This window comes from Rhizobium sp. BK491 (genome assembly GCF_014194925.1).
GTDB lineage: Bacteria > Pseudomonadota > Alphaproteobacteria > Rhizobiales > Rhizobiaceae > Rhizobium.
This window is the reverse complement of record NZ_JACIAR010000002.1, coordinates 865318-890579: the sequence shown is the minus strand read 5'-3', so window position 1 is coordinate 890579 and position 25262 is coordinate 865318. Positions and strand designations below refer to the sequence as shown.

At 61.3% G+C, this 25262-nt stretch carries 23 protein-coding genes; 5 read left to right on the top strand and 18 right to left on the bottom strand.

The window, feature by feature from the left end; translation table 11 throughout:
- Positions 1-111 precede the first annotated feature (111 nt).
- Entirely contained in the window at positions 112-507 is a 396-nt protein-coding gene (locus tag FHX05_RS12215; protein WP_112398226.1) for a hypothetical protein, read from the bottom strand.
- A gap of 324 nt (positions 508-831) precedes the next feature.
- On the opposite strand from FHX05_RS12215, the gene FHX05_RS12210 reads away from it, so the two are divergent.
- Entirely contained in the window at positions 832-2346 is a 1515-nt protein-coding gene (locus FHX05_RS12210; protein WP_112607594.1) for a helicase HerA-like C-terminal domain-containing protein, read from the top strand.
- A gap of 154 nt (positions 2347-2500) precedes the next feature.
- On the opposite strand, the gene FHX05_RS12205 is transcribed toward FHX05_RS12210, so the two are convergent.
- Entirely contained in the window at positions 2501-3277 is a 777-nt protein-coding gene (locus FHX05_RS12205; RefSeq protein ID WP_112606057.1) for a VOC family protein, read from the bottom strand.
- 218 nt (positions 3278-3495) lie between these two features.
- On the bottom strand, positions 3496-4221 hold the full coding sequence (locus FHX05_RS12200) for a thioredoxin family protein (RefSeq protein WP_112335583.1): 726 nt from the start codon (positions 4219-4221) through the stop codon (positions 3496-3498).
- Positions 4222-4292: 71 nt separating this feature from the next.
- On the opposite strand from FHX05_RS12200, the gene FHX05_RS12195 reads away from it, so the two are divergent.
- A complete protein-coding gene (locus FHX05_RS12195; RefSeq protein WP_112335582.1) occupies positions 4293-4739 on the top strand; it encodes a MarR family transcriptional regulator in 447 nt (148 codons plus the stop codon).
- Here the strand turns inward: FHX05_RS12195 and FHX05_RS12190 are convergent.
- The 5 genes from FHX05_RS12190 to FHX05_RS12170 all read right to left on the bottom strand — a co-directional run bounded on the left by FHX05_RS12190 (position 4726) and on the right by FHX05_RS12170 (position 8360).
- Positions 4726-5496, bottom strand: coding sequence for an RES family NAD+ phosphorylase (locus FHX05_RS12190; RefSeq protein ID WP_183871911.1), 771 nt, complete (start codon positions 5494-5496; stop codon positions 4726-4728). The genes FHX05_RS12195 and FHX05_RS12190 overlap by 14 nt on opposite strands.
- Complete coding sequence (locus FHX05_RS12185; RefSeq protein ID WP_183871909.1) at positions 5456-5839, bottom strand: MbcA/ParS/Xre antitoxin family protein; 384 nt, start codon at positions 5837-5839, stop codon at positions 5456-5458. Before FHX05_RS12185 ends, FHX05_RS12190 begins: the two co-directional genes overlap by 41 nt.
- Before the next feature lie 131 nt (positions 5840-5970).
- Positions 5971-6393: an organic hydroperoxide resistance protein gene (locus tag FHX05_RS12180; protein WP_069613858.1), complete on the bottom strand. Its 423-nt coding sequence runs from the start codon at positions 6391-6393 to the stop codon at positions 5971-5973.
- 270 nt (positions 6394-6663) lie between these two features.
- Positions 6664-7395, bottom strand: coding sequence for a L,D-transpeptidase family protein (locus FHX05_RS12175; protein WP_183871907.1), 732 nt, complete (start codon positions 7393-7395; stop codon positions 6664-6666).
- Between the two features lie 161 nt (positions 7396-7556).
- Positions 7557-8360 (bottom strand): L,D-transpeptidase, encoded by an 804-nt coding sequence (locus tag FHX05_RS12170; RefSeq protein ID WP_041677288.1) that lies wholly within the window; start codon positions 8358-8360, stop codon positions 7557-7559.
- 171 nt (positions 8361-8531) lie between these two features.
- On the opposite strand from FHX05_RS12170, the gene FHX05_RS12165 reads away from it, so the two are divergent.
- Both FHX05_RS12165 and scpA read left to right on the top strand, forming a co-directional pair.
- Entirely contained in the window at positions 8532-9890 is a 1359-nt protein-coding gene (locus FHX05_RS12165; protein ID WP_183871905.1) for a methylmalonyl-CoA mutase family protein, read from the top strand.
- Between the two features lie 240 nt (positions 9891-10130).
- Positions 10131-12263, top strand: coding sequence for a methylmalonyl-CoA mutase (gene scpA, locus FHX05_RS12160; RefSeq protein ID WP_183871903.1), 2133 nt, complete (start codon positions 10131-10133; stop codon positions 12261-12263).
- 53 nt (positions 12264-12316) lie between these two features.
- On the opposite strand, the gene FHX05_RS12155 is transcribed toward scpA, so the two are convergent.
- From FHX05_RS12155 to FHX05_RS12140, 4 genes are all read right to left on the bottom strand, one after another.
- On the bottom strand, positions 12317-13300 hold the full coding sequence (locus FHX05_RS12155) for an alpha/beta fold hydrolase (protein ID WP_183871901.1): 984 nt from the start codon (positions 13298-13300) through the stop codon (positions 12317-12319).
- An 89-nt stretch (positions 13301-13389) separates the two neighbouring features.
- Complete coding sequence (locus FHX05_RS12150; protein WP_112398237.1) at positions 13390-15027, bottom strand: cisplatin damage response ATP-dependent DNA ligase; 1638 nt, start codon at positions 15025-15027, stop codon at positions 13390-13392.
- Positions 15027-16037 (bottom strand): ligase-associated DNA damage response exonuclease, encoded by a 1011-nt coding sequence (locus FHX05_RS12145; RefSeq protein ID WP_183871899.1) that lies wholly within the window; start codon positions 16035-16037, stop codon positions 15027-15029. The genes FHX05_RS12150 and FHX05_RS12145 overlap by 1 nt, the downstream gene beginning before the upstream one ends.
- Before the next feature lie 29 nt (positions 16038-16066).
- The gene (locus FHX05_RS12140; protein ID WP_183871897.1) at positions 16067-16837 is read right to left on the bottom strand and encodes a carbon-nitrogen hydrolase family protein; all 771 of its coding nucleotides are present in this window, start codon (positions 16835-16837) and stop codon (positions 16067-16069) included.
- A gap of 207 nt (positions 16838-17044) precedes the next feature.
- Between FHX05_RS12140 and FHX05_RS12135 the strand changes: the two genes are divergently transcribed.
- Positions 17045-18415 carry a TIGR03808 family TAT-translocated repetitive protein gene (locus FHX05_RS12135; protein WP_183871895.1) on the top strand — a complete coding sequence of 457 codons (1371 nt, stop codon included), beginning with the start codon at positions 17045-17047 and terminating at the stop codon, positions 18413-18415.
- On the opposite strand, the gene FHX05_RS12130 is transcribed toward FHX05_RS12135, so the two are convergent.
- The 6 genes from FHX05_RS12130 to FHX05_RS12105 are packed head-to-tail and all read right to left on the bottom strand — an operon-like array spanning position 18412 to position 25261.
- On the bottom strand, positions 18412-19200 hold the full coding sequence (locus FHX05_RS12130; protein ID WP_183871893.1) for a crotonase/enoyl-CoA hydratase family protein: 789 nt from the start codon (positions 19198-19200) through the stop codon (positions 18412-18414). The two genes, FHX05_RS12135 and FHX05_RS12130, sit on opposite strands and share 4 nt — an antisense overlap.
- Positions 19197-20066 (bottom strand): hydroxymethylglutaryl-CoA lyase, encoded by an 870-nt coding sequence (locus FHX05_RS12125; RefSeq protein WP_183871891.1) that lies wholly within the window; start codon positions 20064-20066, stop codon positions 19197-19199. Before FHX05_RS12125 ends, FHX05_RS12130 begins: the two co-directional genes overlap by 4 nt.
- Entirely contained in the window at positions 20063-22051 is a 1989-nt protein-coding gene (locus FHX05_RS12120; RefSeq protein WP_183871889.1) for an acetyl/propionyl/methylcrotonyl-CoA carboxylase subunit alpha, read from the bottom strand. The genes FHX05_RS12125 and FHX05_RS12120 overlap by 4 nt, the downstream gene beginning before the upstream one ends.
- 9 nt (positions 22052-22060) lie before the next feature.
- Entirely contained in the window at positions 22061-22444 is a 384-nt protein-coding gene (locus FHX05_RS12115; protein ID WP_112335569.1) for a RidA family protein, read from the bottom strand.
- 10 nt (positions 22445-22454) lie between these two features.
- Positions 22455-24062: a carboxyl transferase domain-containing protein gene (locus FHX05_RS12110; protein ID WP_183871887.1), complete on the bottom strand. Its 1608-nt coding sequence runs from the start codon at positions 24060-24062 to the stop codon at positions 22455-22457.
- A gap of 35 nt (positions 24063-24097) precedes the next feature.
- The gene (locus FHX05_RS12105) at positions 24098-25261 is read right to left on the bottom strand and encodes an isovaleryl-CoA dehydrogenase (protein WP_112398244.1); all 1164 of its coding nucleotides are present in this window, start codon (positions 25259-25261) and stop codon (positions 24098-24100) included.
- Position 25262: the final 1 nt, after the last annotated feature.

The following is a 25262-nucleotide window of genomic DNA, read 5'->3' as shown; positions in this document are numbered from 1 at the left end:
CTGACTGCCTGCCTTTTATGGGGCGCAACATGGCGAGGTCGGTCCTGCTTTCTGAACAACAAAAAGCCGCCGGGATTTGGCCAGCGGCTTTCTTTTCAAGGCAATAGCAGCCTAGATGAACTGATGCAGGCCCGGAACGGAATTGACGACCTGGTCGACTACCTCGTCGCCGGCATGCTGGCGGGCGGTTGCGATCGTTTCCTTGGCAAGCGAGCTGATCTCACCCATGCTGAGACCACTGCTCATCAGCTGCTGACCGAGCGCCATCAGGCCGCCACCGCCGCCGACTGCGCTGAGCAGGCCGCCGAGCAGGCCACCGCCACCCGTTTCCTCGCCGTTATATTGAGCAACGAGATCGGAGGCGCCGGGAATGGATTCGATCATCTTGGTGACGGGACCATCCGGAGCTTCGCGCTGCAGGAAACCGAGAATCATGCCAACGGCCTTTTCCGCAAGGTCGGGAGCGATGCCGGCTTTGGTCGCGATCTGATCAATAACTTCGTTCACTGTGGCCTCCTGCCTTTATAACGTTAACGTCAACGTAACTGAATGAAGCAACCGACACAAGCCGCGCCGGAGGTCAACATTCTACCAGAAGCGGAACCTTGAAGCGAATGGTTGTCCCTCTTCATGCGAGTTCTTATAACAGTGTCAGGACAAATCGATGAATGGCCCTGGCAGCCTTGAAACGCTGCTGTGCCGCCGCCCTAGTACCGGATGATCTTGGATCGATTCGATCCAAGATCATCCGGTATTAGAATCAAATAGGTAGAGCATAAAGCCGAAAACCGGTGACACTTTTCGGCATCATGCTCTAAGGGAGACGACACTATGCAGCAGCAGGATGGACAGATTTTCGTCGGCGCGAGCCGCAACCCCGATGAAAGCATCAATAAGGACGAGTTCCTGACGCTGAAATTCGGCAACCGTCACGGTCTTGTCACCGGCGCGACCGGCACCGGCAAGACGGTAACGCTGCAGGTGCTAGCGGAAGGATTTTCCAAGGCCGGCGTGCCCGTTTTCTGTGCCGACATCAAGGGCGATCTCTCCGGCATCGCCGTCAAGGGCGAGCCAAAGGATTTCCTGCTGAAGCGCGCCGAAGAAATCGGTCTCTCACCCTATGAATTCGATCAATTCCCGGTCATCTTCTGGGATCTCTATGGCGAAAAGGGCCATCGCGTGCGCACAACCATCGCCGAGATGGGGCCGCTGCTGCTGGCGCGCCTGATGGATGCGTCCGAGGCGCAGGAAGGCGTGCTCAACATCGCCTTCAAGATCGCCGATGAGAACGGCCTGGCGCTGCTCGATCTCAAGGACCTGCAGGCGCTGCTGAACTATATGGGCGACAATGCCAGCGAGCTTTCCAGCAAATACGGCCTGATCTCGAAATCGTCGGTCGGCTCGATCCAGCGCGCAATGCTTGTTCTGGAGCAGCAAGGCGCGGAAAACTTCTTCGGCGAACCGGCGCTGAAAATCTCCGACATCATGCGGGTCAGCAACGATGGCTACGGGCAGGTCTCGGTGCTTGCAGCCGACAAGCTGATGATGAACCCGCGCCTCTATGCCACCTTCCTGCTGTGGCTGCTCTCAGAACTGTTCGAGGAATTGCCCGAAGTCGGTGATCCGGAAAAGCCGAAGCTGGTCTTCTTCTTCGATGAGGCGCATCTGCTCTTCAACGACGCGCCGAAGGTACTGATCGAGCGCGTCGAACAGGTGGTGCGCCTGATCCGCTCCAAGGGCGTCGGCGTCTATTTCGTCACCCAGAACCCGCTCGACGTACCAGAAACGGTGCTGGCGCAGCTCGGCAATCGCGTGCAGCATGCGCTTCGCGCCTATACACCGCGCGAGCAGAAGGCCGTGCAGACAGCAGCCTCGACATTCCGGCCCAATCCGGCTTTCGATTGCGCCACCGTCATCACCACGCTCGGCACTGGCGAGGCGCTGGTGTCGATGCTTGAGGGCAAGGGTGCGCCGTCCGTCGTCGAACGCACGCTGATCCGCCCGCCATCCGGCCGTATCGGCCCCGTCACCGATGGCGAGCGCCAAGCCATCATCAACGGCAGTCCGGTTGCCGGCGTCTATGACCAAACGATCGACCGCGAATCCGCCTATGAGATCCTGACCGAGCGGGCACGCAAGGCGGCTGCGCCGCAGAGCGAGAGTGCCGGCGACGGCTGGACCTTGCCCGGCTTCGGCAGCGACAGCAGCAAGCCGCCAAGCCGCGGCCGTTCGGGCTATCAGCGCGAGACGATCCTGGAAGCGACGATGAAAAGCATGGCCCGCACGGTGGCAACGCAAGTGGGACGGGCGCTGGTGCGCGGCATCCTCGGCAGCCTGAAACGGTAGGAAAGCCACCCTCCCCTTGAGGGGGAGGGTCGGAGCGCAGCTCCGGGGTGGGGTGAACTTGGCGACCTTTGCAGGTCCGAATATCACCCCCACCCGCCGCTTTGCGGCGACCTCCCCCTCAAGGGGGAGGTGTTACCCCCAACGGGGATAAAAACTACCGTACCGGGGCGACCAGCGAGAAGAACGCTCCCTGAGGATCGGTCGCCTGGACGATCCAGCTGCCGCCGGGGACCTCCATCGGGCCGTTGACGATCCTGCCGCCGCCTTCCGTGATACGGGTGATTGCAGCGTCGATCGCCGGGACGTTGACATAGAAATTCCAGGCAGCCATCGGCATTTCCGAGGGCTTGGTCATGATGCCGCCGAAGTCGCGATCGCCGATCTTGAAGATCTTGTACTTGCCCATCGGCCCCATGTCGAAATCGGAGCTCAGCTCCCAGCCGAACATCTCACTATAGAAATCGAAGGCCTTCGGGCCATCGTTGGAATAGAGCTCGTGCCAGCCGAAATAGCCCGGTGTCGCAGGAGCAGGCGGCTCCCAATCCTGGCCCGGCAGCGGCGTGAACAGGCAGAAGGCTGCGCCGTAGGGATCGGAGACGACGGAGAACCGCCCGACGCCTGGAATATCTGCCGGCTCCCGATAGGTCTTTCCGCCCTTGGCGACAACGGTCTTGGTGGCGTCATCGACATTGGGAACGCCGATATATCCGGTCCAGCAGGGTGGCGTGCCCATGGCCTTGGCCTCTTCAGGCAGGATCATCAGACCGGCAACGGGGCCGGCGCCGGCGCTGAACAATGTATAGTCCATGCCGACTTCCGGCATACCGGCATCCGCCGCATCCCAGCCGACGACTTTGGTATAGAAGGCTTCCGCCGCCTTCATGTCCGTCGTCATCAGCTCGTACCAGACAAAATATCCCTTCTCTGCCATGATCTCTCTCCCTACTGTGATTGTGACGGTCATCCGTCTCATCCTGAGCCTGATGTCGACGCAGGTACATGATGGCCGATGAACGTGACGGCCGAACGATGGTCAATCGGTTGATCCGTCGCTTCCTGGCGAGCAGGCTCCAGGTCTTAACTAGGCGCAAGGAGAAATAATTCGACCCCTTGCGCCGCATGGCGTAAATTTGGCAGTCTCGTCATGCTTCAATGGCAGCAGGAGCCCGCCTTCGCCGCCTCCTGATATTCGTCGTGGCGTCGCACGAAATCCATGGTGTGGCCTTCATTCCGGCCCTTCGGCGCATTGTCGAGGATCATCAGCGTACCGATCATTTCCTCGCCGCCGCGGGCATAGCTGGAATAGGTGTGGAAGATATTGCCGGCTTCATCCTTGTAGAAGGCGCTGAGACCGGGCAACTCGTCGTTGCCGTCGGCGGCGTTCATATCGTTGAAATTATAGAACACCTTTTCACCGGCGAGCTGCTCTTTGGTGAAAGAGACGTGATAGTCGAAATTGAAATCGTTGGAGAAGGACGACACCCATGGGAACTTCCAGCCCATGCGTTTCTTGTAGGCCTCTATCTTTTCGATTGGCGCGCGGGCAACGGCGACCAACGTGACATCGTGATGGTTGAGATGCGGAAGCGTTCCATCGAAATGATCGGCAAGGAAGGAGCAGCCGGTGCATCCGGCATCCCAGTCCGGGCCGAGCATGAAGTGATAAATGATGAGCTGGCTGCGGCCGTCGAAGAGATCTGCAAGTGTCCTCTTGCCGGCCGATGTGTCGAAAACATAGTCCTTCTCGACCTTTACCCAAGGCAAGGCCAGGCGTTCGGCATTGACGCGATCGCGAAGATGCGTGGCCTCCTTTTCCCTGGCGAGCAATTGACGGCGGGCCTCCAGCCACACATCCCTGGAAACGACCTGGTTCATTGTCCGCGCCCTCCTCCGGCGTTTTCATTCCCAAATCTTGACAAATATATTGATATCAATATTAATGAAGCATGTCAAACGCAGTCGAAATCCCCTTTGAAACCACGCTGTTAGTGCGCGACACCTGCCTATGTCTGCATGTTCAGCGAGCAGCGCGCGCTCTTGCCCGTCGCTTTGACGAGGCGCTACGGCCGTTCGGCCTTACCAACGGCCAGTTCTCCCTGATGATGTCCCTGAACCGGCCCGTGCCGGCATCCATGGGATCGGTCACAGCACTCCTGGCAATAGACCAGACGACGCTGACGGCGGCCTTAAAGCCACTGGAACGGCGGGGGTGGGTCAATATCATGCCGAATCCAAAAGATCGACGCGCCCGCCTGCTCAGCCTCACCCCATCCGGCAAGGCAGCACTCGCCGCCGCCGTGCCAATCTGGAAGACGACGCACGCCGCGCTCGAAGAGCGGCTGCCCGACGGCAGCGGTGACCGCCTGCGCAGCGATCTTGCTATTCTGCTTTGAATTGCGCCTCAGATAGCCGTGGATCGCCCTCGAAATCCTGTCTTTCGAAGCCGATGCGGCGCCGTGGGAATTCGCACAGCGCCTGTACCCCGACGCGCGACAGCCGGATGCGCCAGGTCTGGCGTTCAACGGGTTCGCGGGCAGAGAAGGCTCTGGCCGTGAGCAGCGCTATGTTCATGCCTTCGCGAGGATCGCGGACGGAACGATAGAGGATTGCCTCGATGCCGCCGGTTCGCGCTGCCTCTGCAAGCGACTGGCAAGCCTCATAGTCGATCGGATCGGTCCACAGCTGCCGATCGCGATCCAAGGGAGACGCAGTCAGATCGATCGCCGCCTTCGTCGTAATCGCAGCAGCAAAGGCGGTATATTCGGCGGCATTGGCGGGCAACGGCGTATCGGGGGAATCACGGAAGAAGAGCAGCCGATAGAAGCTCATTTCAGCCAGGGCCGTCTCCACCTGCTCCGAGGCATAGAAGACTCCGAGCGTGCGGCCGGCGCGACGGAAACGGGAACCGTGGGGATAGATCGCGCCATAGCGGAAGGGCGTGGCAAGGAGATAGTCGAGCCCGGCGCATTCAGGCGGTAGAACCGGCTTACTTTCTTCCAGGATGCTTTCTAGGAGCGCCTGCTCCTCCAACGTGTCCACGAGCTTCAGCGTCGAGACCTGATGCTGCGACTCCACCAGCCGCCAATATTGGCCGGAAATAGCCCTTGCCTCAGACGAGAGCGCGGCGGGCGTCCAGATAGGCAAGGACATCGGTCAAACCAGAAATCGAGACGATCTTGTCGATCGGCGCTGCACCAAAGGCGATATTGCCGTTACGCAGCCATTGCCGCGCCACAGCCTCGTCGCCGCCGACGATAGCGTCGAGCGAACGGAAGAGACGAACAAGAAGCACGGCAAGTTCAAAAGGCTTGCTATCGCGCTCTAGCAGATGATCCTGTCGCTTCATGCGCGACACCGTCGCCTCCGACACGCCGATGACGGCCGCCAGGATACGGGCGTTCAATCCCAGCCTTTCGGCAGCGTTGACGACGGCCTTTGTCATGACGAGTGCTTCGCCGGGCATCGTCTGGCCTATTGCCTGGGTCTTTATCATGGCTACGTCCTTTCCTAAGAAAAGATATAGCCTTTTTCTTGCAAAAGAAAAGGAGCGACAGATCAAACTGCCGCTCTTTTTCAATATATTCCGTATTTCCGGCCTTCAATCGACCGGCGGCGCGTTTCGCGTCAGACAACAGCAACCGGCACTTCGGTCGAGGTGCGCATGGCGTGGCTATAGGGGCATACGATATGGGCGGCAGCGGCGAGCTTTTCAGCCTCGGCCTTGTCCATGCCAGGGATATGAACGGCCAGAGACACTTCGATGCCGAAGCCGGTGCCATCTGCGCGCGGACCGATGCCGACAGTCGCCGTGACCTTTGCGTCTTCCGGAATCTTGACCTTCTGCTGGCCTGCGACAAATTTCAAAGCGCCCAAGAAGCAGGCCGAATAGCCGGCTGCAAAAAGCTGCTCCGGATTGGTGCCGGTAGCGCCATCACCGCCGAGCTCCTTAGGAACAGTAAGCGTAACGTCAAGGACGCCATTTTCGGAAACTGCATGGCCGGCGCGGCCACCGGTGGCGGAAGCTTTGGTCGTATAGAGAATAGGCATGTCATGTCTCCTTCGGTTGGATGGATTTTATATACATCGCGATTTAATCGCGCGCAATATATATTTTGCAATTGTCTCGAGAAAGTGAATGCGACAATGCCGTTAATACGAGGATAGCGATGGTGTGATATAACGGAGAGCCGGTCTACGCGACCAGCGCCGGCAGCCGAGGGTCAAGTTGGCAGTGGTTTTGGGGCACCGGGTAATTCCGGTCAGGGCGGCAAACAAAAAAGGGCGCCAGTGACGCCCCTTTTTTTCAATGATGCGGTATCAGGCCGTGACCAGGATCGGCGCCCGCTCTGGAACGCGATCATAGAGATCGATGACATCCTGGTTCAGCAGACGGACGCAGCCAGAGGAAACGGCCTTGCCGATGGAGCGCCAGTCGGGGTTGCCATGCAGGCGATAAAGCGAATCCTGTTTATCCTCGAAAATATAGAGAGCACGCGCTCCTAACGGGTTCTTCAGGCCCGGGTCCATGCCGCCGTTGGCGATGGAATATTTCACAAGCTCCGGCTGGCGGGCGACCATTTCATCCGGCGGATTCCAGCGCGGCCATTTCTTGCGCCACTGGATGACGCCCCGGCCCTGCCAGGCAAAGCCTTCGCGGCCAACGCCGATGCCGTAGCGCATCGCCGTGCCCCCTTGCTCTGTGACATAGAGCATGCGCTGGGTTGTGTTGACGATCACGCTGCCGGGTGCCTCGCCGGTGGGGTCGACCACCCGCTGACGATAGAAGCGCGGATCGATCTGCTGGTAGGGAACCGCCGGAATGATGAAGCCGCCATCCTCGACGGAAGCGTAGATTACGGCCGGATCGGGTTGCTCGCCGTCATAGCTGGAGAACCAGCTGCGGAACGGCCTCGGCGAGCCGGTATATTGAACCGGGCTGACGACGGGGCCGCTGTTGATGGTGGAGGCACAGCTGGCAAGGGTCGAAACAGCGCCGAGACCAGCAAGGGCGAGGAAATTACGTCGGGATAAGGATGAAGGAAGGCTCATGTCGACAGCATAGTTCCTTTGGTGGAGGAAGCGAAAACCCGCATCAACAGGCTGATTCGGTTCCCCGAGAGGTTCGCAGAGACAGAGGCAAAACTAAAGAGCGCTAATCATCCCGACTATCGCACTTATGCAACATCACGAAAATTTGTGGTAAAATACTGCTACAGAACGACAATTTCCGCCTTTTCAGGCACTCGATTGTAGAGATCCATCACGTCCTGGTTGAGCATACGAACGCACCCAGAGGATGCAGCCTTGCCGATCGACTGCCAATCCGGCGTACCGTGAACCCGATAAAGCGTATCCCGGCCGCCCTGATAGATGTACAGAGCACGCGCGCCAAGCGGGTTGGTCGGCCCCGGATTCATGCCGCCGCGCTCGGCCGATAGCGGCCTGATCTGCGGGTCGCGCGCGACCATTTCGGCTGGCGGAGTCCAGCGTGGCCATTTCTGCTTCCACTGGATCACGCCCCTGCCATGCCAGGCATATCCGGCAGCACCGAGGCCGACGCCATAGCGCATTGCCTTGCCACCCGGCTCGACGAAATACAGGAAATGGTCGCGCGTATCGACAACGATAGTGCCGGGGCGCTCCTTGGTCTGGTAGTCCACTTCCTGCCGCAGGAAGCGCGTGTCGATGCGCTTATACGGGATGGCCGGCAGCGTGAAATCATCCTCGCTGCGCTGCGCATACATGGCCTGATGCACCGGATTGAAGGTCGGCAGACCATAGGTTTGATGGAATTGCGTCTGGAAGAGATCGCGCGCCTGCGGCACGGGCTGTACCGGCAGGCGTTTTACCCTGTTCGGCTCAATACCCTCGGGACGATAGAAAACCGGGGTGGTTTCCTGCACGAAACGATCAGGGTCGGTGGCGCCCGTATCAGGAATGATGCTGCAGGCGGACAATGCTGCCAGAGAGGCAAGAGCGAGCAGGCGATAGGAAACGGGCAGCAGATCGACCATTCTCGGAAACCAGTTGGGACACATCGGATCGGCCGCATAATGACCGCCGCGGCTGGAGCGAGGCTGGCGTCGAGCACCAGGTAGCGCGAGCGAAGATATTGCGCGGATCCGCCAAACTTCTGTTTTCCCATGCGGCATCATGGGCTAGACCATTCTCAGACGGAGGATCGCATGAATATCGACAGTCTCGACCCGAGCATTTTCGGCCAGACCGACCACAAGGCGTGGCTGAAGCTGGTGGAAAGGGCGCTGAAAGGCAAGGATTTCGAGGAAGCGCTGGCATCGCGAACGGATGATGGCATCGCCATCCAGCCGCTTTACAAGCGGCGGCGCGATTATGCCCCGCTCTCGCGTCGGCGGGCCGACCTTCCCTGGACGGTGACGCAGCGCATGGACGATCCGGATCCCGAGCGAGCAATGACGCAGCTCAGCGACGATCTTGCCAACGGCGCAAGCGGTATCAGCCTCATTTCCAAAACCTCTGCTTCGGCCTTCGGCATCGGCATCGAGGCGCGAGACTCCGGCCTTCCCCGCGCGCTGGCGGCGATATCGCACCAAACCGCTATCTTGCGTTTCGACGGCTTCGCGCCTGACACCATCGACGCTCTGGTTTCTGCGATTGCAGATCCGACGGCCAAGACATTGCATCTCGGTTTCGATGTCTTTTCCTATGACGGCGGGCAGACCGCCTTTGCAAAAGATATCAAGCATTTCATCGAGCGCGGCCTCACGGGTACGATAGTCAACGCGGATGGCCGCGCCGTCCACAATGCCGGCGGAACCGAAGCTCAGGAGCTTGCGGTGATGGCCGCCAGCATTGTGGGCTGTTTGCGATTGCTCGAAGAGGCCGGCCTTTCGCCGGAAGCAGCGCTTGCGGCAACCAGCCTTTGCCTTTCGGCCGATCAGAACCAGTTCACGACGATCGCGAAGTTGCGGGCGGCGCGGCTGATCTTTACCCGGATCGCTGAGGCCTGTGGCGTCGCCAACCCACAGCCGGCGCATCTCTTCGCCGAAACAAGCTATCGCATGCTGACCCGCCTCGATCCGGAGACGAACATTCTGCGCAATACGATCGCGGTCTTTTCAGCCGGCGTCGGCGGCGCCGACGAAATCTGCGTTCTGCCGCACAGCCTGACACACGGCATTCCCGATCCACTGGCGCGGCGTCTGGCGCGCAATACGCAGACGATCCTCGTGGCGGAGAGCCACCTCGATCATGTCGTCGATCCCGCCGCTGGAGCCGGTGGCATCGAGACGCTGACCGACGCACTGGCCGAGCGGGCCTGGGATATCTTTATCGAGATCGAAGCCCAGGGTGGATTGGCGAAGGTCATTTCCAGCGGTCGCCTGGCGGCGATGGTTGCGGAGGCGCGCGCGAGCCGCATCGCCAAGCTGATCGTGGGGACGACGCTGTTTGCCACGAAGACCGAGCGGCCGGTGACGGTCTTGGGGCCTTTGGGTCCGATTGCCGGCGGCATGGGTCTGATGCCGGTACGGCTGGATGAGGGGTATCATGATGGCGATTGCTGAATTCGCGGAGAATGCACACCCCCCTCTGTCACTTCGTGACATCTCCCCCACAAGGGGGGAGATCGTTTCACGCCAAGATTTAACGTCATCGACTATTGCAACCTCCACCACCGCAGACAAAATGCTTGTTTGGGGCGGAATGGCTCCGCGGGTTTCCAATCTCCCCCCTCGTGGGGGAGATGTCGCGAAAGCGACAGAGGGGGGTAACGCAGCCTCCATATTCACGAAGGCACCGGTTCAATGACCCGTATCCCCGACTTCACCACCATCCCCTGGGCCAAGCCGCGGGCAACGGCGCCAACAATCGACGCCCCAGCCTGGGAAACTCCCGAAGGCATCAGCGTCAAGCGCTCCTACCGCGAAAGCGACCTTGCCGGCCTGAAGTTTTTGGACACCTATCCTGGCGCTGCGCCATTTGTGCGCGGCCCCTACCCGACCATGTATGTCCAGCAGCCCTGGACCATCCGCCAATATGCCGGCTTCTCCACGGCGGAAGAATCCAACGCCTTCTATCGCCGCAACCTTGCGGCCGGACAGAAGGGCCTTTCCGTCGCCTTCGATCTTGCCACCCACCGCGGTTATGACAGTGATCATCCGCGGGTGGCGGGCGATGTCGGCATGGCGGGTGTGGCGATCGATTCCATCCTCGACATGCGCCAGCTCTTCGATGGCATTCCGCTCGACGAGATGAGCGTCTCGATGACCATGAACGGCGCGGTACTGCCGATCATGGCGCTTTATATCGTCGCAGCGGAGGAACAGGGCGTTTCCGAGGACAAGCTGTCGGGCACGATCCAGAACGACATCCTCAAGGAGTTCATGGTCCGCAACACCTATATCTATCCGCCGCAGCCCTCCATGCGGATCGTTTCGGACATCTTCAGCTATACCAGCCGGCGCATGCCGAAGTTCAACTCCATCTCGATCTCCGGCTACCACATGCAAGAGGCTGGCGCGACGGCGGATCTGGAGCTCGCCTACACGATTGCCGACGGCATCGAATATGCGCGGGCCGGCGTCGCAGCCGGGCTCGATATCGACAGCTTCGCCCCCCGCCTCTCCTTCTTCTGGGCCGTCGGCATGAACTTCTTCATGGAGGTCGCCAAGATGCGCGCCGGGCGGCTGATCTGGGCGACGCTGATGCAGAAGAATTTCGCGCCGAAGGATCAGAAATCCCTCGCGCTCAGGACCCACAGCCAGACCTCCGGCTGGTCGCTGACGGCGCAGGATCCGATGAACAACATCATCCGCACCATGGTCGAGGCGATGGCGGCCACACAGGGGCACACGCAGTCGCTCCATACCAATTCCTTCGACGAGGCGCTGGCGCTACCGACGGATCATTCCGCCCGCATCGCCCGCAACACGCAGATCCTGCTGCAGAAAGAATCAGGCACGACAGATATCATCGACCCCTGGGGCGGCTCGGCCTATGTCGAGCGGCTGACCCATGATCTCGCCGCGCGCGCCCTCGCCCATATCGAGGAGGTCGAGGCGATCGGCGGCATGGCGAAGGCGATCGAGAAAGGCATTCCGAAGCTTCGGATCGAGGAAGCCGCGGCCCGAACGCAGGCCCGCATCGACAGCGGCCATCAGACCGTGGTCGGCGTGAATTTTTCCAAACCGGCGCAGGATATCGAAGTCGATGTCCTGAAGGTCGAGAATTCCGAGGTGCGGGCACGCCAGCTTTCCAAGCTGCAGCAGCTGAAGGGCACCCGCGAGACGGCCGTCGTCGAAACAGCCCTGGATGCCTTAACGGATGCCGCGCGAAACGGCACCGGCAACCTGCTCGATTTTGCCGTCAAGGCAGCGAGGGCGAGAGCCACCGTCGGCGAAATCTCGCTGGCGCTGGAAAAGGCCTATGGCCGGCATGTCGCCGAGATCAGGACCATCTCGGGCGTCTATCGCCAGGAAGTCGGCGACGCCGACCCCGCCTTCAACAAGGCTGTCGCCAAGGTCGAAGCCTTCCGCAAGATGCGCGGCGAAAAGCCCCGCATCCTCATCGCCAAGATGGGCCAGGATGGGCACGATCGCGGCCAGAAGGTCATCGCCACGGCCTTTGCCGATCTCGGCTTCGATGTCGTCGTCGGCGCGATGTTCCAGACGCCTGAGGAAGTCGCCGACGTCGCCGTGCGCGAAGGCGTCGACATCGTCGGCGCATCGTCGCTTGCCGCCGGTCATCTGACGCTGGTGCCGGAATTGAAGGAGGCGCTCATCCGGCGTCATGCCCGCAACATTCTGATTGCGGTCGGCGGCGTCATTCCGCCGCAGGATTTCGCGGCGCTGGAGGCAGCCGGCGCCGACGCGATCTTTCCGCCCGGAACCGTGATTGCGGAAGCGGCGACGGCATTGATCGAGAAGCTGATGGCGTAAAAGCGACGTGCGGAGAGGTTCGGTTATCTCCCGTACCGCTTTTAAGGGCTGATTTAGACGGCCACGCTCTTGAAGAATTCGATACTCTGCGCGATCTCACCCGGCAGCGCCGAATTATGGCTGCCCGGTACGGTCGCCATCTCCATCTTCACGCCTGCGGCTGTCGCTCGCTTCGAAAGCAATGCCAAGCGCGAATCAAAATGCGCCTCTTCAGTCCCGTGGAACAGCTTTACAGGGCTTTTGAAACTGTGCGCATAGCAGAGCGGCGAGCGCATCTGATATTCACGCGGGTTCCCGGTGTTGAAGCGGATATCCTGCGGATAGCGGCCGAAGAAGGCGTAGGCATCCGGATTGCCTGATATGGGCGCGACCGCCCGGAAGCGATGGGTCGACATTGCTGCCAGCATGGCGAGCGTGCCGCCGATGCTGTGCCCGGCCAGGAACATGCGGTGTGGATCGACACCCGGCAGATGCCGCAGCCGGTTTGAAGCGGCCAGCACATCGGCAACTTCGTCGTAAAAACCCGAAAAATTGCCCTTCTGGCCGTTTTCTCCACGCATGGAGGGTATCATGACGACGTAGCCGGCCTCGACATAAGGCTTCATCAGCTGCCAATGCCCCTGCCCGATGGCGTTGCCGCCATGCAGGAACAATACGGCCGGCTTCGGCTTCTCCGAGCGCGTATAGCGGGAAACCCAGGCAACGAGCTCCAGTTCCTCGCCAACGCCGCTACGATAGAAAAGCCGTTCGGCCGTCGATGGCGTAATGAGCCTCTCGTAGATATCGGGGGCCGGCCCCTTGCTCAGGAGATCGGTTCGAAACAAGTGGCGTTCTTTGGCATAGTCACCCGAAAGCAGCGGCGGGGCATCGTCGGCCTTTTCATCGCTCCGGGCGATCGCCTTTGTCTCGGCGGGCTTGCTGCCTGTGGTGCTGTCATCAGCCGCCCTGACGATTGCGGGCGCAAAAAGCGTGACGGCGATGCCGGCAAGAACGCGGCGGCGATTGGGACGAGATGCGTTGTCGTCAGACATGGTCATGAGCTCTGTCTAAATGTCCCGGCGCAGCGCAAGTCTGCACGGGTTGAAAGGCAAGGCCAACTCACTTTGTGGTGAGGAATCGCCCTCGCCTATTCATCGACAACCGGAGCCTTGGCGTCAATCATCGCGATCAAAGTTTCCAGCCTGTCGGCCTCGTAGGGCGGCTTGTCGGGCCGTAGCCTTGCAATGCGGGGAAAGCGCATGGCAACGCCGGATTTATGGCGGGTGGAACGATTGATGCCTTCGAAGGCGACCTCGAGGACGAAACCGAAATCGCGATCGGCACGCACGGCACGCACCGGGCCGAAACGATCGACCGTGTTGTTGCGCACGAACTTGTCGAGCACTTCCAGCTCGGCATCGGTAAAGCCGAAATAGGCCTTGCCGACCGGAACCAGCTGCTCGCCCTCGGGCGTCATCGCCCAGACGCCGAAGGTGAAATCGGAATAGTAGCTGGAGCGCTTGCCATGGCCCCGTTGTGCATACATCAGCACGGCATCGACATTGTAGGGATCGCGCTTCCACTTGAACCATGGGCCTTTGGCGCGGCCCGCGAGATAGGCGCTGTCCCTGCGCTTGATCATCACACCTTCGATCACCGGATCGGGCGGCGAGGAGCGCAACCGGTCGAGCTCCTCCCAGGAGGAGAAATCGACGAGCGGCGACAGATCGAAACGGTCGTGCGGTGCTGCTTCGATAATCTCCGTCAGTCGCTCGCGCCGATCCAGGAAGCCACGGGCGCGCACGTCCTCCGCGCCGTCAAAGAGGAGATCATAGGCACGGATGAAGGCCGGAAACTCGTCCAGCATCTTCGAAGTCACGGTCTTGCGGTTGAGGCGCTGCTGCAGATCGGAAAAGCTGCGCGTCGGGTTGTTGGAACGCACCGTGCCGCCGACCAGCAGCTCGCCATCCATCACGCCTTCGAAGTTCATGATATCGACGATATCCGGGAAGGCGCCTGAAATATCGTCGCCGGAGCGAGAATAGAGCTTGCTCGTGGCGCCCGAGCGTGAAAGCTGGACGCGGATGCCATCCCATTTCCATTCGGCGGCGAAATCACCGGGGTCGAGACCCTCAAGATCGCCCGGTTCGACAGGGTTGGCAAGCATGACGGAATGGAAGATCGCCGGCGTCGCCAAAATCGGCTTCTCGCCCTTGCCCTCAAGCCAGTGGAACAGGCTTTCATAGGGCGGTTGCAGGCCATGCCACAACGTCTCGATTTCCGTTACATCCTTACCACTCATCTCAGCCAGCGCCTGCTTGGCAAGCCGAGCCGAGACGCCGATGCGCATCGCACCCGTCGCGAGCTTTAAGAATGCGAAACGGCCCGAAGTATCCAGCCGATCAAGCAGATCGCGGACGAAGCTGCGCACCTCCGTCCGCCCAAGCGCATTCATGTTGCGGACGACTTCGCCAAGCTTCGGCTGCTCGCCGGCAGGGCGCTCGATGTCACTCTCCTTGTCCCATACCAGCGAGATCGTCTCAGCGAGATCACCGACATAATCGTAGGAGTAGCGGAAGAGCACCTCGTCCATACGCTCGAGAACAAGCTCGCGCAGCATGGCGGGCTTGACGTTGCGCACCTCGAGGGTACCGGCAATGGCGGCCAGACCATAGCCACGGTCGGGATCGGGCGTATCGCGAAAATAATCGGTCAGCAGCTTCAGCTTGCCGTTGCGGCTCGGCGTCAGCACCAGGCGGTCGAGAAGGTCGGCAAAGGCTTTCATCAATCGCCCTCGTCTTCATAGCCGATGAGATGCAGCGGCTTGGCGGCGATACCCTGCAGCTCGCACCAGCGCACCAGGGCCTCTTCGCGGCCGTGGGTGACCCAGACCTCGCTCGGCTTCAGATCGGAGATCGTCTCGGTCAGTTCGGGCCAGTCGCAATGATCCGATATGACCAGCGGCAGCTCGACGCCAAGCTGCTTGGCACGCTGGCGCACTATCATCCAGCCGGAAGCGAAAGCCGGCAGAGGATCGTGAAAGCGCCGCGCCCAACGATCCTGAAACGCAGAAGGCGGGCCGACGACGACGGCGCCGTGGAAGATCGACTGATCGCGGCTTTCGATGGTGGCCGGCTTGAGTTCGCCGAGCGCGATGCCCTGGCTCACATAATAATCGCAGAGTGTTTCCAATGCGCCGTGAATATAGATCGGCTTGTCATAGCCGGCATCGCGCAGCAGGCGGATGACGCGCTGCGCCTTGCCGAGCGCATAGGCGCCGATCAGATGCGTCCGTTCCGGAAACTGGCGAAGCGAACCCAGGAGCTTGCGCGTCTCAGCCATCGGATCCGGGTGATGGAAAACCGGCAGCCCGAAGGTCGCCTCGGTGATGAAGACGTCGCAGGGGACCGGGACATAGGCTTCACAGGTCGGGTCCGGCCGGCGTTTGTAATCGCCTGAGACCACGATGCGCAGCCCATCCTTCTCCACGGCGATCTGCGCCGAGCCGAGCACATGGCCGGCCGGATAGAACTGCACCTTGACGCCATTGATCGTCACTTCCTCGCCGAAGGCAACCGCCTGCTCCGAGCCGGCAAAATCATCGCCGTAGCGGATGCGCATGATATCGAGCGTCTGGCGCGTGGCGAGCACATGGGCATGGCCGGAGCGGGCATGATCCGAATGACCATGCGTAACAAGAGCCCGCTCGACCGGTTGCACGGGGTCGATATGGAAGCCGCCGATCGGGCAGAACAAGCCCTCGGGCGCCGGATAAAGCAGTTGATCGGGTCTCATGAGTAAAGAGGATAGCGCGATTTGCACGATTAGGTAGCGATGGCGGCAGCTTTTTGATCGAATCCGGGTATCGGTTGCCGATACGGCAGATCGAAGACGAGAACATCCTCGCAATAGGGCTTGGCCTTGGCGACGACGACGCCGTTCGGATCGACGATAGCGGTGCTGCCGTAGCTCACCCAGCCGTCGTCATTGCTGCCCACGACATCCGACGCCATGACCCAGCAGCTCGTATGCCTGGCGCAGATCTGCAGCCCCGAGATCCCCGGCTTGTGCCACATCTCGGCTTTATGGGGCCGAAGCATGAGATTGACGGGATTGCAGATGAGGCCTGCCCCCTTTTTGGCCACGCGGCGCGCGGTGTAGGGATATCGGAGATCGGCGCAGATATTGATGCCGAAGCGCCAATTCCCCTCCTCCCAGATCGGAAAATCCGTTCCGGGCATGCAACCCTTCTCTAGCGGATGTGCCTTGGCATAGACCCCGATGATTCGACCAGATTTGACGACTAGAGCACTGTTGTAGACCCCATCGTCCCTCCGCTCGAAAAAACCGACGACGGCTGTCGTTTTCCCCCCTGCGAACCGTGCGACAAGCGCATTCAAACCGGGATCGTTCAACGAAAGCGCGCGGCGTCTGGCGATGGCTTCGTTGTAGCTGTGCCCCTGCAGATAGCATTCTGGAAAGAGGGCGAGATCAATGCCTTCAGCTACCGCCCAGGCGAGATCGCGTGCCAAAACCTCGGCCGCCTGCTCGACGGCGTCGAAAAGTGCCAGACGTTGAAAGGCCGCGATCCGCATGCTGGAGGGGTAACATGCACGGCGAGTCGCCCCTAGCTCAAATGGATTAAGTGCAGGTCATCGCCTGTACAGGACTGGTAAATGAAATAGAAAGAGGTCGAGGCTCTTGGCCGACCGAAAGCGTTTGAAGAGCGCCATCTGTATCAAAACGGCACAGGCAGGGTTGGCACGATTTCTGCTTCGTAAGAGCCGTTCCAGGAGCTCGCAATGATCCAACGCCGCACCTTCGTCGCTTCCCTCGCCGCCTCGGCAGCGACCGGCCTGCTTGCGCCGCGTGTTTTCGCCGCGCCGCTCGCCAAGATGGCCGGTGCCGAGCTACGCGGACCAATCGATGCCATTGCGCTGAAAACGACGCCGGGCGCCGGCGATTTCAAGAGCGGCAAGCTGCAAGCGATGATCGACAATGCGGCACGGGCCAACATGCCGCTCTTCCTGCCGCCGGGCACATACAATATCTCCAACCTGACGCTGCCGGACAATACCCGCATCACTGGCGTTCCCGGCGCCTCGCGGCTCATCTATAGCGGCGACGGCCATCTGATGAATGCGGATAAAGCCAGGCGTATCGAGCTTTCCGGCCTCGTGCTCGATGGCGGCAATCGCTGGCTTGCCGATTATGCCGGCGGCCTTCTGCAATTTACCGGCGTCGATGAGGTGCTGATCGACAATTGCGAAGTTACCGGCAGCCGCAAGCATGCCCTGCAGCTCGAACGTTGCGGCGGCCGGATCGAGCGCAACCGCATCTCCGGCGCGGCGGACGCTGGCATCTACTCCGTCCAGTCAACCGGATTGACCGTGGCAGGCAATCGCGTCGAGGATTGCGGCAATGGCGGCATCCTCATCCATCGTTGGGACAAGGCCGAGGATGGGAGCAGTGTCATCAACAACCGCATTGCCCGCATTCGCGCCAATGGCGGCGGCACCGGCCAGAACGGTAATGGCATCAACGTCTTCCGCGCCGACGGCGTCACGGTTTCTGGCAATCAGATCGCCGACTGCGCCTTCACCGCCATCCGCGCCAATTCGGCATCGAATGTGCAGATCTCGAACAATCAATGCCTGCGTTCGGGCGAAACGGCCATCTACTGCGAATTCGAATTCCTCGGCGCCACGATCAACAACAACCTTGTCGATGGCGCAACGAACGGCATCTCGGTCACCAATTTCGACAAGGGCGGAAGGCTCGCCTCGGTAACGGGCAATGTCATCCGCAATCTTTCGCTGACGGCACCCTATGCGCAGGATGGCGGCTTTGGCATCGGTATATCGGCCGAGGCCGATACGCTTGTTGCCGACAACGTCATTGAGAATGCGCCGCTCTGGGGCATGCGGCTCGGCTGGGGGCAATATCTCCGCAATGTCGTCGCGACAGGTAATATCGTCAGACATGCCGGCATCGGCTGCGTCGTCTCGGTCGCGGATGGTGCCGGCTCGGCGGTGATTGCGGGCAATCTCTTCCAGGAGATGCAACAAGCTGCGATCATGGGCTTTCGCTGGGACAAGCCTGCATCGGACGACCTCACCAAGGGAAGCGCGCAGTTCCCACAATTGACCATCGAAAACAACAAGCTCGTTTAACCCGTTCGCCAGTTCGGCTGCCGTTTTTCGAAGAAGGCATTAATGCCTTCCTTCGCCTCGTCGGTCTCCCAGGCATCCGCCAGTTGCTCGACGACGTGATCGATCATGCTATCGGTAACCGGCCTGCCGACGGAGCGCGTCAGGGCCTTGGCACGAGCGGCAGCCTGCGGTGACGCCGCTAGAAAATGGCGGACCTCCGCCTCCACGGCCTCGTCCAACGCCTCCTCCGCCACGACTCGTGACAGAAGACCTGTTGCATGTGCCTGCCAGGCATCGATGATCTTGCCGGAGAGGAAGAGCGGGCGGGCATTCGTCTCGCCGATCCGGGCGACGACATAGGGGCTGATGGTGGCGGGAATGATGCCGAGGCGTACTTCCGTCAGACCAAAGCGGGCTGTCGATGCCGCGATCACCATGTCGCAGACGCTGAGGATGCCGATGCCGCCGCCGAAGGCATTGCCGTGAACGCGGGCGATCAGCGGCTTGGGGAGCTCGTTCAACGCCTTGAACAACATGGCCAGCCGCCGCGCTTCCACCATGCGTCCGTCCCGCGTGGCGTCGAACTGGGTGCGCATCCAGCCGAGATCGCCGCCGGCGCAGAAGCTGCCCCCCTCGCCGGTGAGCACGACGACACGCACCGCATTGTCATGCGCAAGCTCATTCGTTGCAGCCGTGAGATCATCGATCATCTCGGCCGACAGGGCATTGTGCTTTTCGGCGCGCGTCAGCGTCAGATAGGCGACACCGCGCTCGTCGGTGGTGATGCGGATCGTTTGCGATATCATGCGGCACTCCCGAGGCTGCGGGCGAAGGCGGCGGCCGCCGCAAGCTTGTCTTTATCAAGACCGGTTTCGTATCCCTGCGTCTCCAGATAGTCGCAGACCGCCACGGTATCGACATTGCCCTTGGCACCGGGGGCAAAGGGGCAACCACCGAGGCCGCCGGTCGAAGCATCGAAGACGCGCAGGCCGCGCTCCAGAGCGACGGCGATATTCTCCAGTGCGCGCCCGGACGTATCGTGAAAATGCCCTGCCAGAACCATGGCGGGCAGTTCGCCCAGCACTGCGGCAAGCATCCGGTCGACAGCCCCAGGCGTACCTTTGCCGATCGTGTCGCCAAGGCTGATTTCATAGCAGCCAAGGGCACGAAGCTGCCAGGCAACGCTGACGACATTCTGCGGCGGTATGGCACCCTCATAGGGGCATTCGACGACGCAGCTGACATAGCCGCGCAACGGGACACCGCGATCCCGGCTGGCAGCGGCAACCGGCCGGAAGCGCTCAATGCTCTCGGCGATCGAGCAGTTGATGTTGCGCATGGAGAAGGTTTCGGAAGCGGACGCAAAGATCGCGACCTCATCGGCGCCGGCGGCGAGGGCGGCTTCGAAGCCCTGCATGTTGGGCGCCAGCGCTGCATAGCGGATGCCGGAATGCCGCTCTATGCCGGCCATGACATCGGCGGCATCGGCCAGTTGCGGCACCCATTTCGGACTGACGAAGCTCGTCACTTCGATGCGCTCAAAACCGCAATCGGAAAGCCGGTTTACCAGCTCGATCTTCCGCGCGGTATCGACCAGCTGCTTTTCATTCTGCAGACCGTCGCGCGGCGCCATCTCGACGATGGTGACATGATTGGAAGGCTTGTTGATCATGGCGCATCCTCCGGTCGAAGCGACAGAAGCACGGCGCTTTCGCTGGTCTGATCGCCCTCGCCGACATGCAGACTTTCGACGATGCCGTCGCGGGCGGCCGTCAGAGTCAGCTCCATCTTCATGGCCTCCATGACGATCAGGGCCTGGCCTTTGGTCACCGAGTCGCCTTCGCGCACGCGGACGATCTTGACGAGACCCGGCATCGGCGCGATGACGCGGTCACCGCCACTGGCCGCCTCTTCTCCACCGTCGAGAAGATCGAGGCGATGGAAATGATGCGTCTGCCCATCAAGGAACAAAGTCACACCTGACGATATCTCGAAGACATCCAGTTGAGATTGACGGCCGTCGATCTCAACGTGACGAGAACGACCCTCACCCGCGAGCATGCGGAGGGAAATGGTGCGATCATCAAAGGCGACGCCGAACAGCGACCGACCCCTTGCAGTCACGCGGCAAGTCTGATGACCGCCGGCAAAATGCACCGTGACGGGCCGGCTCGCCTCGCCCCAGAGCTGCCAAGGGCCGAGCGACAGCCACGGGTCATTGCCAGCGGCTTGCGCGAACCCACCCGCCTCGACAATGGCGGCAATGGCAAGAGCCGCATCGTCGGGCTGCCGCGCGGAAGTCAGCGCCTCCACGTCACGGTCGATCAATCCAGTGTCCGGATGGCCGGCGGCGAAATCCGATTGACGGCTGAGGCGAATGAGGAAATCGAGGTTGGTCGTGGTTCCGGCAACCTGTGTCTGCTCAAGACCGCGCGTGAGCTTCGCCAGCGCCGCCGCCCGATCCGGCGCATGCACGGTTAGCTTGGCGATCAGCGGATCGTAATGCGGGGTGATGGTATCGCCCTCGCGCACGCCCGCATCGATGCGGACATCACCTTCGGGAAAGCGTAAGCGAGAGAGCGTGCCGGTTGCCGGCAGAAAGCCGCGCGCCGGATCCTCCGCATAGATACGCGCTTCGAAGGCCCAGCCGTTTATGGTGAGCTCATCCTGAGCCTTCGGCAGCGGCTCGCCGCTCGCGACGCGCAATTGCCATTCCACCAGATCGACGCCGGCGATCGCTTCGGTGACGGGATGCTCGACCTGCAGGCGTGTGTTCATTTCCATGAAGAAGAAGCGATCCGGCGACAGCCCGTCGGAGACATCGACGATGAATTCAACCGTGCCGGCGCCGCGATAATCGATGGCGCGGGCGGCGCGAACAGCCGCTTCGCCCATGGCGGTGCGCATCTGCTCTGTCATACCGGGGGCAGGTGCCTCCTCGATCACCTTCTGGTGCCGGCGCTGCAGCGAGCAATCGCGCTCGAAAAGATGCACGGCATTGCCATGACTGTCGCCGAAGACCTGGATCTCGATGTGGCGCGGTCTAACGAGATATTTTTCGATGAGCACCGCATCGTCGCCGAAAGCGGATTTCGCCTCGCGCTTCGCCGCCTCCAGCGAAGCCTCGAAATCCTCGGGACGGTCGACGCGGCGCATGCCCTTGCCGCCGCCGCCTGCCCGCGCCTTGATGAGAACGGGAAAGCCGATTGCGGCCGCCTGATCGGCAAGGAAGCCGGCCTCCTGCCCATTGCCGTGATAGCCGGGCACGACAGGCACGCCCGCCCGCTCCATCAGCGCTTTGGCCGCATCCTTGAGGCCCATGGCCCGGATCGAGCTCGGCGATGGGCCGATGAAGACCAGACCGGCAGCCTCGACCGCCTCTGCGAAATCGGCATTTTCCGAGAGAAAGCCGTAGCCTGGATGAATGGCCTCCGCTTGAGTGCGTTGAGCTGCCGCAATGATCTTCTCTTTCGAAAGATAACTTTCGATCGCCGCCGCGGGGCCGATATGGACAGCCTCGTCGGCTAGCGCCACGTGCAGCGCATCCCGATCGACGTCGGAATAGACGGCGACCGTGCGGATGCCGAGACGTCTCGCTGTGCGGATGACGCGGCAGGCGATTTCGCCGCGATTGGCGATCAGTATCTTCGAAAACATCGGCAGACCCTATTGCGCGGCAATGACTTCGACTTCGAGCAGCCAGGCCGTATCGAAGATACCGGCGATCACTACAGTCATGGCCGGCGCGAGCGAGCCGAGATATTCGCTGCGAATCTCGCGGTTCTCAATCGTATGATGTCGATCGGCGAGAAAGGTGGTGACCTTGACGATATCGTCCTTCGTCATGCCGGCCGCCTTCAACTGGGCGTCGATGTTGTGCCAGACCTGGCGAGCCTGCGCCTTAAATCCCTCCGGCAAGGCGTCATCGACATCGGTCGGTATCTGTCCGCTGATAAAAAGTAGTCGCTCGAAATTCTCCAGCTTTACAGCTTGGGCATAACCGCCGCGGGGCTGCGGCGCATTCTTGGCATTGATGGCATCGCGTTTCATCTCCGTATCCTCACATCCTGAACAGACCGAAGCGTGTGTCTTCGATCGGTGCGTTGAGTGCTGCTGAAAGCGACAGAGCCAGCACTTCGCGGCTCTGTCGCGGATCGATGATGCCATCGTCCCAAAGGCGGGCCGAGGCGTAGAGCGGGTGGCTCTGGGTTTCGAACATCTTGAGCGTCGGCGCCTTGAAGGCGGCCTCTTCTTCCGGCGCCCAAGGCTTGCCGGCACGCGCCAGCGCCTCGCCGCGCACGGTGGCAAGCACACCCGCCGCCTGCTCCCCGCCCATGACCGATATGCGGCTGTTGGGCCAGGTCCAGAGGAAACGCGGCGAGTAGGCGCGGCCGGCCATGCCGTAATTGCCGGCGCCGAAGGAGCCGCCGATCAGCATGGTGATCTTCGGGACCTTGGTCGTGGCGACAGCCGTCACCAGCTTGGCGCCGTTCTTGGCGATGCCCTCCGTCTCGTATTTGCGGCCGACCATGAAGCCGGTGATGTTCTGCAGGAAGACCAGCGGGATCTTGCGCTGGGAGCAAAGCTCGACGAAATGCGCGCCCTTCAGCGCCGACTCCGAGAAGAGGACCCCGTTGTTGGCGATGATGCCGACTGGGATGCCATGGATATGAGCAAAGCCGCAGACCAGCGTCGCGCCGTAGCGCGCCTTGAATTCATCGAGGCGGGAGCCGTCCACCATGCGGGCGATAACCTCGCGCACGTCATAGGGCGTGCGCAGATCCGAGGGGACGATGCCGAGAATTTCTTCAGGATCGTAGAGCGGTGCCTCGGGCGTACGACGCTCGACGCTCTCGGGTTTGCGGCGATTGAGATTGGCGACCGCCTGGCGGGCGCGCGCAAGTGCATGGGCATCGTCGCGTGCCAGATGATCGGCAACACCGGAGAGGCGCGTGTGAACATCGCCGCCGCCGAGATCCTCGGCCGAGACCACCTCCCCCGTCGCCGCCTTGACGAGCGGCGGACCGGCGAGAAAGATCGTCCCCTGCTTCTCGACGATGATGGTTTCATCCGACATGGCCGGCACATAGGCGCCGCCTGCCGTGCAGGAGCCCATGACGACGGCGATCTGCGGGATGCCGGCGGCCGACATATTGGCCTGATTGTAGAAGATGCGGCCGAAGTGATCGCGGTCCGGAAACACCTCGTCCTGGTTCGGCAGGTTGGCGCCGCCGGAATCGACGAGGTAGATGCAAGGGAGATTGTTTTCGGCGGCGATCTCCTGCGCGCGGAGATGCTTCTTCACCGTGATCGGATAGTAAGTGCCGCCTTTGACCGTGGCATCGTTGCAGACGATCATGCAATCGCGGCCGGAAACGCGGCCGATACCAGCGATGAGACCGGCGCCCGGCGCGTCGCCGCTATAGAGACCGTGCGCGGCAGTCATGCCGATTTCCAGAAACGGCGTGGCGGGATCGATCAAGCCGGCAACGCGATCGCGCGGCAGCATCTTGCCGCGGCTGACATGGCGCTCACGCGCCTGCACGCCGCCGCCTTCTGCCGCCTGCGACGCCGCAGCCTCGGCAATGCCGATCGCCTCCAACATGGCTGCGCGATTTTCCCGGAAGCGATCCGAATGCGTCGATATCTCTGATTTCAGGACGGTCATGCGCTTCACCGGTTGATGGGAATGGAATTTCGCAGTCAGGCCGTTTCGCCGAACAGCTCGCGGCCGATCAGCATGCGCCGGATCTCGGAGGTGCCGGCACCGATCTCGTAGAGCTTGGCGTCGCGCAGCAGCCGTCCGGCGGGATAGTCATTGGTATAGCCGTTGCCGCCGAGCGCCTGGATGCATTCGAGCGCCAGCGCCGTCGCCTTCTCGGCGGAATAGAGGATGCAGCCGGCTGCATCCTTGCGGGTCGTCTCGCCGCGATCGCAGGCGGCCGCCACCGCATAGACATAGGCACGGGCGGCATTCATGGTGACATACATGTCGGCAAGCTTGCCCTGCATGAGCTGGAACTCGCCGATCGATTGGCCGAACTGCTTGCGCTCATGCATGTAGGGCAGCACCACATCCATGCAGGCGGCCATGATGCCGACGGGGCCGCCGGAGAGGACGACGCGCTCGTAATCGAGACCCGACATCAACACGCGCACGCCGCCATCCACCTGACCGAGAACATTCTCCTCCGGTACCTCACAATCGAGGAAGATCAGCTCCGAGGTGTTCGAGCCGCGCATGCCGAGCTTGTCGAGCTTCTGGCCGACGGAGAAGCCGGGGAAGCCTTTCTCGACGAGGAAGGCTGTGATCCCTCGCGGACCGGCATCCGGCGAAGTCTTGGCGTAAACGACGAGAACGTCGGCATCGGGACCGTTGGTGATCCACATCTTGCTGCCGTTCAGCACATAGCGATGACCGCGTTTCTCCGCTTGCAGCTTCATGGAGACGACATCGGAGCCCGCGCTCGGTTCCGACATAGCGAGAGCCCCCACATGCTCGCCCGAAATCAGCTTCGGCAGATAGCGCTCCTTTTGCGCGGTCGTGCCGTTGCGGTAGATTTGGTTGACGCAGAGATTGGAATGGGCACCGTAGCTCAGGCCGACGGAGGCGGACGCGCGGCTGATTTCCTCCATCGCCACCGTATGGGCGAGATAACCGAGACCCGCCCCGCCATAGGCTTCATCGACGGTGATCCCCAGTAAGCCGAGGTCGCCCATCTCCTTCCAGAGATGCATTGGGAAACTGTTGTTGCGGTCGATCTCATCGGCAAACGGCGCGATGCGGTTATTGGCAAAACGGCGCACCTGCTCGCGCAATGCGTCGATGTCCTCTCCCAGCGCGAAGTTCAATCCCCCTGCAAACATC

Bases quoted from the DNA above. Each gene is read 5' to 3' on its own strand.
- FHX05_RS12210 (WP_112607594.1), top strand. From the start codon at position 832: ATGCAGCAGCAGGATGGACAGATTTTCGTCGGCGCGAGCCGCAACCCC.
- FHX05_RS12205 (WP_112606057.1), bottom strand. From the start codon at position 3,277: ATGGCAGAGAAGGGATATTTTGTCTGGTACGAGCTGATGACGACGGAC.
- FHX05_RS12200 (WP_112335583.1), bottom strand. From the start codon at position 4,221: ATGAACCAGGTCGTTTCCAGGGATGTGTGGCTGGAGGCCCGCCGTCAA.
- FHX05_RS12195 (WP_112335582.1), top strand. From the start codon at position 4,293: ATGTCAAACGCAGTCGAAATCCCCTTTGAAACCACGCTGTTAGTGCGC.
- FHX05_RS12190 (WP_183871911.1), bottom strand. From the start codon at position 5,496: ATGTCCTTGCCTATCTGGACGCCCGCCGCGCTCTCGTCTGAGGCAAGG.
- FHX05_RS12185 (WP_183871909.1), bottom strand. From the start codon at position 5,839: ATGATAAAGACCCAGGCAATAGGCCAGACGATGCCCGGCGAAGCACTC.
- FHX05_RS12180 (WP_069613858.1), bottom strand. From the start codon at position 6,393: ATGCCTATTCTCTATACGACCAAAGCTTCCGCCACCGGTGGCCGCGCC.
- FHX05_RS12175 (WP_183871907.1), bottom strand. From the start codon at position 7,395: ATGAGCCTTCCTTCATCCTTATCCCGACGTAATTTCCTCGCCCTTGCT.
- FHX05_RS12170 (WP_041677288.1), bottom strand. From the start codon at position 8,360: ATGGTCGATCTGCTGCCCGTTTCCTATCGCCTGCTCGCTCTTGCCTCT.
- FHX05_RS12165 (WP_183871905.1), top strand. From the start codon at position 8,532: ATGAATATCGACAGTCTCGACCCGAGCATTTTCGGCCAGACCGACCAC.
- scpA (WP_183871903.1), top strand. From the start codon at position 10,131: ATGACCCGTATCCCCGACTTCACCACCATCCCCTGGGCCAAGCCGCGG.
- FHX05_RS12155 (WP_183871901.1), bottom strand. From the start codon at position 13,300: ATGACCATGTCTGACGACAACGCATCTCGTCCCAATCGCCGCCGCGTT.
- FHX05_RS12150 (WP_112398237.1), bottom strand. From the start codon at position 15,027: ATGAAAGCCTTTGCCGACCTTCTCGACCGCCTGGTGCTGACGCCGAGC.
- FHX05_RS12145 (WP_183871899.1), bottom strand. From the start codon at position 16,037: ATGAGACCCGATCAACTGCTTTATCCGGCGCCCGAGGGCTTGTTCTGC.
- FHX05_RS12140 (WP_183871897.1), bottom strand. From the start codon at position 16,837: ATGCGGATCGCGGCCTTTCAACGTCTGGCACTTTTCGACGCCGTCGAG.
- FHX05_RS12135 (WP_183871895.1), top strand. From the start codon at position 17,045: ATGATCCAACGCCGCACCTTCGTCGCTTCCCTCGCCGCCTCGGCAGCG.
- FHX05_RS12130 (WP_183871893.1), bottom strand. From the start codon at position 19,200: ATGATATCGCAAACGATCCGCATCACCACCGACGAGCGCGGTGTCGCC.
- FHX05_RS12125 (WP_183871891.1), bottom strand. From the start codon at position 20,066: ATGATCAACAAGCCTTCCAATCATGTCACCATCGTCGAGATGGCGCCG.
- FHX05_RS12120 (WP_183871889.1), bottom strand. From the start codon at position 22,051: ATGTTTTCGAAGATACTGATCGCCAATCGCGGCGAAATCGCCTGCCGC.
- FHX05_RS12115 (WP_112335569.1), bottom strand. From the start codon at position 22,444: ATGAAACGCGATGCCATCAATGCCAAGAATGCGCCGCAGCCCCGCGGC.
- FHX05_RS12110 (WP_183871887.1), bottom strand. From the start codon at position 24,062: ATGACCGTCCTGAAATCAGAGATATCGACGCATTCGGATCGCTTCCGG.
- FHX05_RS12105 (WP_112398244.1), bottom strand. From the start codon at position 25,261: ATGTTTGCAGGGGGATTGAACTTCGCGCTGGGAGAGGACATCGACGCA.